At 66.2% G+C, this 12,747-nt stretch carries 12 protein-coding genes and 1 pseudogene; 5 read left to right on the forward strand and 8 right to left on the reverse strand.

The genetic code is table 11. From position 1 onward, the window contains the following. Positions 1-36: 36 nt before the first annotated feature. Positions 37-777 (reverse strand): 4,5-DOPA dioxygenase extradiol, encoded by a 741-nt coding sequence (gene ygiD / locus ACIPM1_RS33080; RefSeq protein ID WP_402440971.1) that lies wholly within the window; start codon positions 775-777, stop codon positions 37-39. A gap of 987 nt (positions 778-1,764) precedes the next feature. Here ygiD and ACIPM1_RS33085 point away from each other — a divergent pair. Next, entirely contained in the window at positions 1,765-2,640 is an 876-nt protein-coding gene (locus ACIPM1_RS33085) for an IS5 family transposase (protein WP_402440973.1), read from the forward strand. Here the strand turns inward: ACIPM1_RS33085 and ACIPM1_RS33090 are convergent. Beyond that, the gene (locus ACIPM1_RS33090) at positions 2,624-3,160 is read right to left on the reverse strand and encodes a GNAT family N-acetyltransferase (protein WP_402440989.1); all 537 of its coding nucleotides are present in this window, start codon (positions 3,158-3,160) and stop codon (positions 2,624-2,626) included. The genes ACIPM1_RS33085 and ACIPM1_RS33090 overlap by 17 nt on opposite strands. 78 nt (positions 3,161-3,238) lie before the next feature. Between ACIPM1_RS33090 and ACIPM1_RS33095 the strand changes: the two genes are divergently transcribed. Then, complete coding sequence (locus ACIPM1_RS33095) at positions 3,239-4,459, forward strand: amidohydrolase (RefSeq protein WP_402440991.1); 1,221 nt, start codon at positions 3,239-3,241, stop codon at positions 4,457-4,459. Between the two features lie 106 nt (positions 4,460-4,565). Here ACIPM1_RS33095 and ACIPM1_RS33100 read toward each other — a convergent pair whose 3' ends face one another. From ACIPM1_RS33100 to ACIPM1_RS33110, 3 genes and pseudogenes are all read right to left on the reverse strand, one after another. Further along, complete coding sequence (locus ACIPM1_RS33100) at positions 4,566-4,790, reverse strand: HAD hydrolase-like protein (protein ID WP_402440974.1); 225 nt, start codon at positions 4,788-4,790, stop codon at positions 4,566-4,568. 892 nt (positions 4,791-5,682) lie between these two features. Further along, positions 5,683-6,348: a nitroreductase gene (locus tag ACIPM1_RS33105; RefSeq protein ID WP_402440976.1), complete on the reverse strand. Its 666-nt coding sequence runs from the start codon at positions 6,346-6,348 to the stop codon at positions 5,683-5,685. Positions 6,349-6,526: 178 nt separating this feature from the next. Next, positions 6,527-7,806: pseudogene (locus tag ACIPM1_RS33110) on the reverse strand (IS256 family transposase). 259 nt (positions 7,807-8,065) lie between these two features. Between ACIPM1_RS33110 and ACIPM1_RS33115 the strand changes: the two are divergent. Together ACIPM1_RS33115 and ACIPM1_RS33120 are read left to right on the forward strand one after the other, a co-directional pair. Beyond that, complete coding sequence (locus tag ACIPM1_RS33115; protein ID WP_402440978.1) at positions 8,066-8,692, forward strand: hypothetical protein; 627 nt, start codon at positions 8,066-8,068, stop codon at positions 8,690-8,692. Continuing rightward, the gene (locus ACIPM1_RS33120) at positions 8,689-9,222 is read left to right on the forward strand and encodes a DUF2269 domain-containing protein (protein ID WP_402440980.1); all 534 of its coding nucleotides are present in this window, start codon (positions 8,689-8,691) and stop codon (positions 9,220-9,222) included. Before ACIPM1_RS33115 ends, ACIPM1_RS33120 begins: the two co-directional genes overlap by 4 nt. Positions 9,223-9,593: 371 nt before the next feature. On the opposite strand, the gene ACIPM1_RS33125 is transcribed toward ACIPM1_RS33120, so the two are convergent. Both ACIPM1_RS33125 and ACIPM1_RS33130 read right to left on the reverse strand, forming a co-directional pair. Next, complete coding sequence (locus tag ACIPM1_RS33125) at positions 9,594-9,881, reverse strand: hypothetical protein (RefSeq protein WP_402440982.1); 288 nt, start codon at positions 9,879-9,881, stop codon at positions 9,594-9,596. Between the two features lie 331 nt (positions 9,882-10,212). Beyond that, entirely contained in the window at positions 10,213-10,602 is a 390-nt protein-coding gene (locus ACIPM1_RS33130) for a hypothetical protein (RefSeq protein WP_402440984.1), read from the reverse strand. 174 nt (positions 10,603-10,776) lie between these two features. On the opposite strand from ACIPM1_RS33130, the gene ACIPM1_RS33135 reads away from it, so the two are divergent. After that, on the forward strand, positions 10,777-11,325 hold the full coding sequence (locus ACIPM1_RS33135; RefSeq protein WP_402440985.1) for a hypothetical protein: 549 nt from the start codon (positions 10,777-10,779) through the stop codon (positions 11,323-11,325). A 794-nt stretch (positions 11,326-12,119) separates the two neighbouring features. Here the strand turns inward: ACIPM1_RS33135 and ACIPM1_RS33140 are convergent. Continuing rightward, the gene (locus ACIPM1_RS33140; RefSeq protein ID WP_402440987.1) at positions 12,120-12,557 is read right to left on the reverse strand and encodes a hypothetical protein; all 438 of its coding nucleotides are present in this window, start codon (positions 12,555-12,557) and stop codon (positions 12,120-12,122) included. Positions 12,558-12,747: the final 190 nt, after the last annotated feature.

The following is a 12,747-nucleotide window of genomic DNA, read 5'->3' on the forward strand; positions in this document are numbered from 1 at the left end:
CACTCCAAGCCTTCGACATCACCTTCGACGGCCGGCTCACCGCCGGACGCCGCTGAAAACATCCGACCGAGTTCCACCGTTCGCTACACAGACCCCCGCGAGCCCCGCCAGGTATAGCAGAGGGATGAAGTGGTCCGGAGTGGGCGCCGCCGTGCGGTAGTCCCGGTGATTCCGCAGGCGGGAAAGAGCCGCCGGGTCGTGCTGCATCACGTCCCTGGCGCTCTCATCGAAGCGCTCAGCCCAGTCGAAACCCGAGTCCGGGCGGCGGGGGTCGACGCCGCGTAGATTGTGCACGACATTGCCGCTGCCCAGCACCAGCACGCCGTTGGCCCGGAGGGCGGCCAGTTTCGTACCCAGAACGAAGTGGTAGTCCAAATCCTTGTCCGCGTTGATACTCAATTGGACGACCGGGATGTCGGCTTGGGGGAACGCGTGGCGCAAGACCGACCATGAGCCGTGGTCGATACCCCAACTGTCGGCGTCCGCCCCGACCCAGGTCGGCTTGACCGCCTCGCTGACCTCGTCCACGAGTTCCGGCAGGCCGGGGGCCGGATACTGCACCTCGAACAGCTCAGGCGGAAATCCGTAGAAGTCGTGAATGGTTCGCGGTCGCGACATCACCGTCACTGCCGTGGCGTTGAGGTACCAGTGGGCAGAGACCACCAGGATTGCCCTCGGCCGAGGCACAGTCTGGCCGAAAGCCCGCCACGCGGCGGTGTAGCGGTTGTCCTCCAAGGCGTTCATGGGACTGCCGTGGCCCATGAACGCCGCAGGCATGAGTGGCGACCCCTGCGCCTCCGTTGTCTCTGTCACCTCACCGACATCTTCCGTACCGTGGGACGGGCACCCAGCATGCTCGTCCGAGAGCCGCTCGGCGGGCAAGCTTCCATTCGCGCGTCACCGCAAGGTTCATACGGCCGACGTACCGTCCTGGACGGGCTTGGCAGCTGGCCGGCCCGCAATCTCGGTGATCGTGCGTCCTCCCCTCAGGAACCTTTCGACTCCATGTACCGCCGACCACCGACCACGCCGGCACCTGATCGAAGCCCTGCCCCGTCACAGATGTCTGAGACCAGGCCGTACATCGCGACTCAGCGAGCTCACTGTGAAACCTGACCGCCATCGGCCGGGGGCGGGCCCGTCTACCGTTGCGGCCCGCGGCCCGGCACCGTCCCAGGCGTGCGGCCCCTGCACCAGGTCGTCGGGGAGGCCTCCAGGTGGGGCGGACGCCGACGGCTGCGACCGTATTAGTGAAGGCAAATCACGACGGGCGGCCGTCGGGCCACAGCGAATCCTTCGCTCCATAGGGAGCTGGTCGAGCGCTGCGAGACGCCCAGGTGGGTCGGCATCTTGCAATGGGCGCACACGCATCTGCTGGAGCACACAACGTACACACTGTGTGTGGTCACAGGCACCAGTCAGCTACAGGTCCTGTATGTGGCACGCAGCCAACTTGCCGGCGCCGTGGCACCCGAAAAACGGTCGAGGAGGCCACAGATGCCGCAGATATCGCACCGATCTCGTCTTCCTCACCTCCATCGATGCCCACCCGATCATCCGCCGCCATCTCAGGCGACGGCGACTCCCGACCCTCGACGCTGCGCCCGCAGAGCCGAGGAACCTGATGCGATCCAGCGCCTCGCAACACCACACCGCCGCAGCAGGAAGGGCTGAAGGGCCCTGATGATGACTACATCCGCCACTCAGCAAGTCCTAGAGGCCGTGTATCGAAAGTGGATCTTGAGCGATGCATGATCACGGTTCATGGCGCGAGGAGATCTCACGGACGAACAGTGGGCGGTGCTGGAGCCTTTGTTACCGAAGGGGAGGAAGGCGGGACGGCCGCCCATCTGGTCCCGGCGGCAGCTCATAGACGGCATACGATTCCGGGTCCGTACCGGTGTCCCATGGAGGGACGTCCCTGTTGAGTACGGGCCTTGGGGCCGGATCTACGATCTGTTCCGTCGATGGCAGCGGGACGGCACCTGGCACCGGGTCCTCACGCGGCTGCAGTCCCTGGTTGATGCGGAGGGTTCGATCACGTGGGATTTGAGTGTTGACTCCACAGTGTGCCGCGCTCATCAGCACGCGGCCGGGGCTCGTAAACGGGGTGACCTGCAGCAAGAGCCACCTGGCGGCCTATTCACCGAGCCCTCTGATCACGGGCTGGGACGTTCGCGCGGCGGGTTCACCACCAAGCTGCACCTGGCCGTTGAGCAGGGACAAAAGCCCATGTCCGTCGTGATCACCGCTGGACAGCGCGGGGACTCGCCGCAGTTCGAACCAGTGCTGGAGAAGGTCCGCGTGCCCCGCATCGGGCCGGGCCGGCCTCGTGTCCGTCCTGATCGCGTGAGGGCTGACAAGGCGTACGCCTCCCGCAGGAACCGCGCCTACCTGCGCCGACGCGGCATCCGTTGCACCATCCCGGACAAGGCCGACCAGGCGCGGAACCGCAAGAATCTGGGCGCTCTCGGTGGCCGACCGCCCAGATTCGACGCCGAGGACTACAAGGCTCGGCATGCGGTCGAGTGTGGAATCAACCGACTCAAAAGGCACCGAGCTGTGGCCACCCGCTTCGACAAACTCGCGGTCCGCTACGAGGCGACCGTCCTCGTAGCGGCCATCAACGAGTGGTTGTGACGTAGTGGTCCGACGACAACTCGAATACCCGTACTCGCCGACCGCCAGCGGGATTGACGGTCTCACGGACCGGATGCATCCCCAGTTTGTTCATGACCCGTTCGGAGGCGTCGTTACCCACTTGAGCGATGCTGACGATCCGCTCCAGCCCTCGCTCTTCGAACCCGAACCGCACAGCGGCCGCAGCGGCCTCGGTGGCCATGCCCTGCCCCCAGTGGGAACGTCCCAGCCGCCAGCCGACCTCAACCGCTGGCAGTACCTCCGGCAAGTACTTGGGCACCGAAAGGCCGGTGAACCCGGCCAGCTCGCCAGTGGACCGGATCTCCACGGCGAACAGGCCGAAGCCCTGTGACTCCCACTCGCTCTCCCACGCCTGGATCCGGCCGCGAGTCTGCTGTTCGTCAAGGACGCCGCCGTCACGGATCCACCGCATGACCTCGGGGTCGGCATTGACGGCAGCCATGGGCGCAACGTCTTCCTCGCGCCAGCGACGCAGGATCAAACGGGGAGTCTCAAGCATGACCATCCAATCATTCTTGATCACAGATGGGCTCTCCGTCATCCTCACCAGGCACTTTCGGTACACGCCCTAGCGTGCCTGGATGCCACCCTGACCCAGGACCTCGAAGCGCTCTACCAGGACCTGCACGCCCACCCAGAACTGTCCTTCGAGGAGCACCGCACGGCCGACCAAGTCTCCCGTCGCGTAAGGGAGCTGGGTTACGACGTCACCGAGGGGGTGGGGCGGACCGGCGTCGTGGCCAAGCTGGTGAAAGGCCAGGGCCCGACCGTACTGTTGCGCGCCGACTTCGACGCGCTGCCCGTCACCGAGCGGACCGGACTGCCCTACGCCTCGACAAACGACGGAGTGATGCACGCCTGCGGCCACGACGTGCACGTCACCTGCCTGCTCGGCGCCATGGCGCTCCTCGCCGGCGCACCCGAACAGTTGTGGTCAGGCACTGTCCTGGCCGTGTTCCAGCCCGCCGAAGAGCTCGGTCAGGGCGCTCAGGCCATGATCGACGACGACCTGTATGCCCGCTTCGGCACCCCCGACGTCGTCCTCGGCCAGCACGTCATGTCGATTCCGGCCGGCACGATCGCCTGCCACCCAGGGCTCGCCTTCGCCGCCACCGACGCGCTCAAAGTGCGCATGTTCGGGCGCGGGGCACACGGGTCGATGCCAGAAGCGGCGATCGGCCCGGTGGTGATGGCGGCCTCCACCGTGATGCGGCTGCAGACCGTGGTCTCCCGCGAGATCGCCTCAAAGGACCGGGCTGTGGTCACCATCGGCGCACTGCAGGCCGGGACGAAGGACAACATCATCCCGGATCAGGCCGAACTCCAGCTCAACATCCGCACCTACACCCCGCAAGTCCGCACGACCGTCCTGGACGCGGTGGAGCGGATCATACGTGGTGAGGCCGCGGTCGCCGGCGCGCAGCAGGAGCCCGAGATCGGCACCATGCACACCTTCCCGCTGATGTTCAACGACGAGGACGCGTGCGCCCGCGCCCTGGCCGCCATCGGTGAGGTGGCCGGCCACGACAAGTTGACCGACCCCGGCGCCTCCTCCGGCAGCGAGGACGTCGGCGTCTTCGGCACCAGTGCGAACGTGCCGGTCTGTTACTGGCTGCTCGGCGGCACAGACCCCGACGCCTTTGCGAAAGCCGATGCCGCGGGCACCAGGAACCGCGACATTCCGCAGAACCACTCGCCGTTCTTCGCGCCCGTTGTGGAGCCCACCCTCACCAACGGTGTCATGGCGCTGACGGCTGCGGCCCTCGCGTGGCTCGGCCCGGCCGCACACCCGGCGTAACAACCTGTGGGATCGCGAGAGCCAGTGAAGGGCACAGTGCCAGCGAGGGCTTCATCCTGTCTTCGTGTCGCTTCTTCGCGGCCTCCGTGCCTCATGTGGAGTCCCGTCATAGGCCGGGGAAGGGTTCCAGCAGGGAGCCCAGGACGTGGTCGGGTGACAGGGCCTTCAGCGCTTGAGCGGTGTAGTGGCCGCTGGCCACGGCGACAGCGGTGGCGTTGGCAGCGCGCGCAGCCTGAACGTCGAGCGGCGTATCGCCTACGACGTACACGTCCTGGACCGCCAAGTCCTTTCCGTGCAGCCGGGCGGCCTTGGCGATGGCCAGGCGGGTCACTTCCGTCCGGTCGGGAGAGTCCGAGCCGTAGGCTCCGAAGACGAAGTAGCGGCCAAGGTTCGCGGGTCGAGTTTCGTCCGCGCGGCGCCTTCCATGGCTCCAGACAAGACACCCAGGATGATCCCGGCGTTCGCGATCCGCGTCAGCGTCTCCTCGACTCCATCCAGGACTCGGTAGTGCTCTGAGGTCCGGATGTCATCCGACAGGTGCCACAGGTGAGCAGCGTACAGGCGAGCCCTCTCGTCGTGGTTCGGATCGCGGCCGAGCACGGCTCGGAAGGTCTTCCAGCCGACCTCGGGATCTGTCTCGTCGGCCGATGTGTGCTTTCCGATGTCGGCGGCGACTCCGTGCAGTTGGTCGAAGGACCATGCCCAGCTGCGTGCTCCACTGCAGCCACCTTATGAGCGCCTCGGCGCGCGGCCGTTCGTCGGCCTGTTGTGCGGTCCACTGCTCGTCGCGGGTCTGAGGTTCCCCCGAGATGAACGAGGACGGAACCAACGAAGAGTACCCCGCCGGTGTCGCCCGCCTACGGTAGCGCCGGGGACACTCCTCGTTGCAGCGCAGATGCGTGTGCCGTGATCCGGCTCTTCCCCGGCGGTTGCGTCGTGCTCCGTTTCGGGGGCGGGGCGCGTCATCGACGCTGTCGGGTTCCGAGGCATCGCTTCCAGAACCGGCGCGGCTCTCCTCCCACTCTCCTGCGGCTTCTGATTCGTCCATGAGGAGCTCTTGCAGCGTCGCTCGGGCTCCCGCGATGCGCTGCCCTCTTGCAGGACCGTGGAAAACATAACGGGGGACGAAACGGCTGGCCGGGACGGCCATGTCCAAGGCCTGGTGCGGCCGCAGCCGGTTGTAGTCCCCCACGAGTGGCCGGTGGATCTTGGCCGCTCAGCGGTCACACTCCGATGAAACTCACTGTCTCCGTCATTTCTGCCCGACCGGTACGCAGCCGTGGCACGCCTTCCTTCTCATATCCCACCGAGACGCCGCAGAAGAGCACGAGCCCGTCATCAGCCCCAACCGTCTGGCTGACAGTCTTGCGGTGCATGGTCCACATCACCTGGGGGCAGCTGTGCAACCCCTCCGCCCTCAACAACAGCATGACCGTCTGTAAGTACATCCCCGCGTCCCCCCACTGTCCGGGCCCCATCGTCCGGTCGAGGTAGCAGAAGAGGACGACCGGTGCCCCGAACGCCTCCGAGTTCAGGGCGGCGATCTTCTTGGGCCTGTCGGGGTCGTCGCGCTCGATTCCCAGGGCCTCGTACCGTTGGGCGGCCGCGGCGGAGAAGCGGTCTAGATAAGGCGATGTCAGGTCCGCCGGGTACATCGGATACTCCCGCTCATCACCCGGGTCTCCCGCCAGTGCCCTGGCCGTCGCGTTTCTCTTCAGCTCGGCCAAGGGCTCGCCGCTCACGACATACACACGCCACGGCTGGAGGTTCCCACTCGACGGAGCCCGCGTCGCTGTGGTCAGCACTCGTTCGAGTATCTCCCTGGATACCGGCTCGTCGCTGAACGCCCGCACAGCCCGACGACTGTCCACGGCCTCATACACATCCACGTCTTCGTGTCCTCTCACACTCAACCAGGCCCCCATACCGTATTCAGCGATCAGCTCTGGACAGCGCCCTGACGATCAGTCCAGTGGTTGACGCAGCGGCCCGGCAGGTCAGAGGGCGGCGTCGAAGTCGGACAGCCACTGGGTCTGTCAAATGAACGGTATAACCAGGGTGGTTGGGTTACTGACGGGCGGCTGAGAGCCGGCCGTCGAAGGTGAGGTCGAAGGCGCTCAGCGCGGTCTTCCAGCGGCTGGTCCAGCGGGCCTGGTCCTTGCCGGTGGGGTCGAGCTTGTAGACGCACTTCAACGCAGCCTGCTCGTTCGGGAAGTGTCCGCGGGCCTTGACCGCCCGGCGGATCCGCGCGTCGACCGACTCGATCACGTTCGTGGTGCAGACGATGCGACGGATCTCGGTATCGAACCGCAGGAACGGGGTGAAATCCTCCCACGCGTTCTCCCACAGCTTCACGATCGCTGGATACTTCCGGCCCCAGGCGTCGGCGAAGTCCGCGAACCGCTCCAGGGCGGCCTCCTCGGTCGGTGCCGTGTAGACGGGCTTGAGGAGCTTGGCGATCTTGTCCCAGTCCTGACGGGCGGCGTAGCGGAAGGAGTTCCGCAGCAGGTGCACCACACAAGTCTGCACGATCGTCTTGGGCCAGACCGTCTCGACCGCGTCGGGCAGACCCTTCAGGCCGTCGCAGACGAGCATCAGCACATCGTTGACGCCGCGGTTCTTGATTTCGGTGAGGATGTGCAGCCAGTGCTTGGCGCCCTCGCCACCGTCGCCCGCCCACAGGCCCAGGATCTCCCGCCGGCCCTCGGTGGTAACGCCCAGGGCCACATAGATGGGCCAGTTGGCGACGGCTCCGTCGCGGATCTTCACGTGGATGGCGTCGATGAAGATCACGGGATAGACGGCGTCCAGCGGCCGGTTCTGCCATTCGGCCATGCCGAAAGGATCTTGTCGGTGATGGTGGAGATCGTCTGCCGGGAGACCTCGGCGCCGTAGACCTCTGCGAGGTGGGCCTGGACCTCGCCGGTGGTCAGGCCCTTCGCGGACAGGGAGATGACCATCTCGTCGACGCCGGTCAGGCGTTTCTGCCGCCTCTTGACGATCTTCGGCTCGAAGGAGCCGTCCCGGTCGCGGGGCACGGCTATCTCGACCGGTCCCACGTCGGTCAGCACGGCCTTGGCGCGGGTGCCGTTGCGGGAGTTGCCGCCATTCTTGCCCGCCGGATCGTGCTTGTCATAGCCGAGATGGTCGGTGATCTCGCCCTCCAGAGCGGACTCCAACAGCCGCCTGGTCAGCTGCTGGAGCAGCCCGCCCTCGCCGGTCAGATGCAGGCCCTCGGCCTGAGCCCGGCCCACCAACTCGTCGATCAACTGGTCGTCCACGGCCTTCGCCGACACAGCCGCTGCCGACTCGACAGTCTCCTGCTCGGTCACGTTCTCACTGGTCATCGATGCATCTTCCATGATCGGGAGTTACACCGAACGATTTACAGTCCCCTTCCCGGTAGTCGCTGCCCGCGTTCGTGCCGGGGCTGGCGCAACCGAGCAGCCTGAAGTGACACCACGTCATATTCGGTTGCGTAACTACTACACCAGGAGTAATCCTGAACGCTCCCGGCGGTCGATGCGCCCGCCTGCTCCGTACCAGCACGATGACGCCATGACCTCACCATCCCAACCCCGCCCTGGATGGCGGCACGGCGGTCCGGTGTTCGTGATCGGGTTCGTCGCGAGTCTGGTCGCGGGGGCCTTGTTGGCACGAAGTTCCCTGTTCCTGCCCGGCGCTACCGCTGGCCAGCTGCGCGACTACTACACCGGCAGTCAGCTCGCGGTCGGCGTGTCGTCGCTGCTGCAACTCCTGGCTGCGGCCGGGCTGGCCTGGTTCGGCCACGGCCTATCCGCCGCGGTGGGTGCGGGACGCTGGGCAACGTCCGCCACCTGGCTTGCCGCCTCCGCTTTCGTGTTGTCCTGTGCGCTGTCGCTGTCGTTGGTTGCAGTAGCGGGCAGCGTAGGCGACGGCACCCTGCTGGTGCTGGCTCGGCTCACCCTCGCGTTCGGAGGGCCGGTGCACCTGACAGGTTTGGCCGGGCTGCTGTGGTTCAGCTCGCGTGCCGCGCTCGCCCATGGCCAGGGTCCGCGCTGGGTGATGCGTTTCGGCATCTTGATCTCGCCGCTGCTGCTGGTGTCACTGGTCTCCCTCATTTTGCCCGCAGTGACCCGAGGGGAGCCGCTGTGGCGACTGCTGGCGGCGGTGTGGCTGATCGCGGTAAGCGCCGCCAACCTGCGGCCGCCCTCCCTCGGCGCCAGATCGAGGGTGCAGGAGACGACCCGGTGACGGACGTCGGCGCCGGGCCAACCTCACCCCGTCCGTTCCGGCTGGGCCGTCGCGGGCGGCAGATCACCCTCATCATGCACCTGGTCTCCTCGGTGGCATGGCTCGGGCTGGACATCATCCTGCTTACGCTGGGGATCGCCGCCGCCAATGACGCGAGTACACGCCACGCTCGTTACCTCGCGATGCAGCTACTGATCGACACACTGCTGTTGCCTCTGGGGCTGCTGTCGATCGCGACCGGTTTGCTGCTCGTGGTCGGGGGTCGTTGGGGTCTGCTGCGTCACAAGTGGGTGGGCACGAAGTTCCTGCTCAGCGTTGCGTCAGTGGCGGCGGCATGGCTGGCGCTGCGACCCAGAGTGGACACGGCCGTCGCCGTCAGTCTGCGACCGGGCACCGCAAAGGCCCTGTTTTCCAGCGCCTACGCGCCGGGGTGGATGCTGGTGATCGCCCCATCCGTGGGATGCGTGCTGTACCTGACCGCGACCGTGCTTGGTGTGATGAAGCCCGGGCGGCGCCCGACCCGGTCCTGACGCTCCCGGTCCTGACGCTCCCGGCGTCGTCGCTGGTACCGGCGCAGATCCAGACCCTGAGGAGCAGAAGTCAGCAAGGGGCCCACCCGATCGGCGGAGCCTCAATGGCCGGGTCAAGCTCCATCAGTAGCCGAAGAAGTGAAGGCCCGGGTCTCTGACCTGCGGCCACGTAATCGATCAACGCTGCGACCTGCGACTTAGCTGTCGGTGGTTGTCAGCGTTGGTCGTCGTTGAGCAGCCCCGCACGGCCCAGAGACGGCCCGACCGGGGGGCCGCGGTGCGCCCCTCGGTGCGAACTACTGGCGGGGCGGTCGCTGAGGTCTGCTGGGCTGGTCAGCCGGACTATGAGAGACACTGACGGTTGGGGCCAGTCAGTGGGGTTGCTGTACTTCTCTGCTGTACTGCGACGGCCCCGACCGGGAGCGGTCACCGGCGGATGCCCGCCGCCTGCCCTTTCTGCGGATCTCCGCCCAAAGCAGGACGCCCATCAGCAAGACGCCGGGGATGCCCAGGACCAGCAGCGTCCGAACCGCGACCACTCTCTCGTCCTCTTGGCCCGTATAGGTGCCCAGTGGCGACCCGTAGCTCATCGCGAACGCAAGAATATCGAACAGCATCGTGGTGATCACGAATGCACACAGGAGCACTTCGCCGAGCACCCAGAGTGCTCGCCCCGCCATAGCCAACCCACGCACGCCTACCCCCTGCGCCGTCACCCCAAGATCCGAGCGCTCGGCACGGTACCCGACACGAACCAAGGGTCGCACGGCCTCCGCAAGGTCGGCGTAGCGCCTTTGGCTGGGAGTTTCAATGACTCAGTCAAGCGCCGCCGCGCTCGGATCCTGGAGCCCCAGTTTGGAAGATCGCGTATGCGGATGGGGTCTGAACTGGTAAAAGGCTGACCTGCGGCTTCTCGTCGCAGCCTCCGCCGTTCCCCGCTGCTCCCCGTTGCTTCCCGTCTGATCGGGCACAAGAAGGGCACGCGTGCGTCTATCCGTCCAGCCTTGCCCAGAAGCGCCGCTGCGCTGGCCAGAGCAAGGCGGTGACGATCAGGCCTGCGGAGAGTCCGAGCGCCCAACACCACCCCACCGAGAGCACATTGCCGAGCAACAGGGCGGGGAGCGCGAAGAACAAACTCGCAAACACGAACACGAAGAGGACGAACGTTGTGATCAGGTGGCGCCTCAGCCACGACACCGCCCCGGCGCGCCCGAAGATCGTCGTCAGCCACCAACTGTAGACCGCGATGCCTTCGAACAGTCCCCATGTGGTACCAAACCGCGCCCAAGCTATGGCGCTGGGAAGCAACGGCCAGGCCCATAGGAAGACCTGCTTAGGAACACTCATCGGCTCGCCGGCCGGATCCTTGAAGACGAACACCGTTGTCCTCCGAGCGCTTGACGATGCCGCCCGTTGACTAGATCGCAGGCAGTGCGACCGGTCAAGACGTTCGCTTCGGTCGTCGCCCGCGTGAGCCGCCGAAGCTCCTTTGCCTCCCGTGCGCAGCAAGCGACGTCAGCCCCATAGCGCAAGCCGCTGACCTAGCCTGTGGCCATGTTGCTGATCTACGGCGGCAAGCCCGCTGCCGACGCGCCCATCCCTCGCACCGGCGGTGTCCCGCTCGTCCCCGAGGGATTCGTCTGGCCGGAGTGCCGCAATTGCGGGGGACCTATGCAGTTTCTCGCCCATTTGCCCCTCGACATCGGTACGGTCGCGGTGTTCTTCTGCCAGAACGAGCCCGGCATGTGCGACGACTGGGACGCTGCCGCCGGCGCCAACCGCGCCTACCTCTTTTCCGGCGACCTCACCCCGGCCTCCATCCCCGCCGAGGGCGAAACGCTCTTGGGCGCCGCCACCGCCCTGCGCCTCCGTCCCACTGATCACCCCACCGAAGAGCCGATTCTTGGACGGCTGGGCGGTGAGCCCGACTGGATCCAGGGCGACGAGACCCCCGCGTGCCTCACCTGCGCCGCCATGACGTTCACAGCCGAGCTGGAGGAAGGGCACGACTTCGCTACCTCAGCGAACTTCGGCGGTGCTGGCCGCGGTTACGTCTTCAGCTGTCAGCCCTGCGGTGAAGCCGCGTTCCTTTGGCAGCGCTGAAGCCGTCGGTGACGCACCGTGGGGCAGGTCAAGGTGTCGACGAACCCTGCAGCAGTCCCGGGCGGGAAAGTTGAGGACCGCTCGCCCAACCCAACTTCGACCGGTCTACCTACGGGCCGACCGCCGCGGCTTGCGAGGCTGTAGCCAGCGCCGCAGTGCCGCGATGTTCCTGCTCTTGACTGCCGTCATCCGGACGGTTTCGTGAGGGCCAACGTGGAAGACCCATAGGGGTGACCAACGCCTTCGCCCACTCGGATCGGTCCAGCGGACAGCTGGAAAGTCGGTGATCTCTGTGATGCTGCTTCGAGGAATGGTGCGAGTCCGTAGATAGCCTCGGACTGTCAGCTCGGTGTTCTTGCACGAGACGCTGAGCCGGTACCCCCGGACAGCGATGATCGCAGACAGGAACAGGACCAAACAGACAACCAGGCGTGGGTACACGGTGGTGGCCTGGGCCTCGTAGAGGGCGCTCACGGCGACTGGGACCAATCCCAAGCTGCTGTTGGCTATACGCCCCCACCTCGATGGCGCCAGTTCCATAGCGGCTCCTCTTGCTGCCGGAGATCAAGTGTGCGAAAACGCCTTCCGCTCGGGATCGCCGCAGCCACGATCTCACTACGCTCTGACGACCACTGCTCTCCACAGAGATCGGAGACGCACATTTTGCAAGTGTGTGGCCTCATCCTTATCAGGTCGATCAAGGAGAGACTTCGGCCTCGGTCAACCCGCTGCGTGCCTCGACTCGCTGTCCGCTGAGGTCCGGCGTCGACCGCCGCTGTTCGCGCCTGTTGGTGTCAGCTGCTGGTGTCAGGAACTGGGGCGCTCGACGTGTTCGGGGTACTTGTACGCCGGATCATCTCCATAACGTGCACTGCCTGCTCCGTGCGGGCCCATAGCCGTACAGGTCCCGCAGGCGATTCACACTCGATCACCAGCACTCCGGGCGGGAGCCACAACGTCTCGCGGAAGGTCGCTTCGCGTGTGCGGATGTAGCGCAGATCTGCCGGGAGTTCACGCAGCCGCGTCCACGGCCAGCGAGGCTTCCACCGGAACTCGTCGCCAGCCCGTACCCGGCCAAGGCTGTATCGGCGCCCCTTGTCCGGCAGGTTGGCGCCGACCTGGAAGAAGACTGCTTCCCCGGCTTCGGCCCGAGCAGCTGTCCGCCGCGCTCGCCGTGCCACGAGCATCGTCCCGAGCACCGTGCAGACGAAGACGCAGATCCCGTAGATCATGCGCGAAGTAAAACAGGCGGCCAACCCATCGCCAAGGGGTGAGGCGAGCCTTGGACCTGACATCACCCACCACTCTCCCCAGCTCCCATCCCGTACGCCGTCGACCCACACACCGTGGAGCGGGCGTGGTTCAGGGCGTCCAGGTGGAGCGCGCCCCTGTACGAACGACTGTGAGGATTGATCACGGCAC

The sequence above is a fragment of the Streptomyces sp. NPDC086766 genome (assembly GCF_044746005.1).
Taxonomy (GTDB): Bacteria; Actinomycetota; Actinomycetes; order Streptomycetales; family Streptomycetaceae; genus Streptomyces.

Coding starts and splice junctions, on each gene's coding strand:
- ygiD (WP_402440971.1), bottom strand. CDS start 777: ATGCCTGCGGCGTTCATGGGCCACGGCAGTCCCATGAACGCCTTGGAG.
- ACIPM1_RS33085 (WP_402440973.1), top strand. CDS start 1,765: ATGGCGCGAGGAGATCTCACGGACGAACAGTGGGCGGTGCTGGAGCCT.
- ACIPM1_RS33090 (WP_402440989.1), bottom strand. CDS start 3,160: ATGCTTGAGACTCCCCGTTTGATCCTGCGTCGCTGGCGCGAGGAAGAC.
- ACIPM1_RS33135 (WP_402440985.1), top strand. CDS start 10,777: ATGTTGCTGATCTACGGCGGCAAGCCCGCTGCCGACGCGCCCATCCCT.
- ACIPM1_RS33140 (WP_402440987.1), bottom strand. CDS start 12,557: ATGATCTACGGGATCTGCGTCTTCGTCTGCACGGTGCTCGGGACGATG.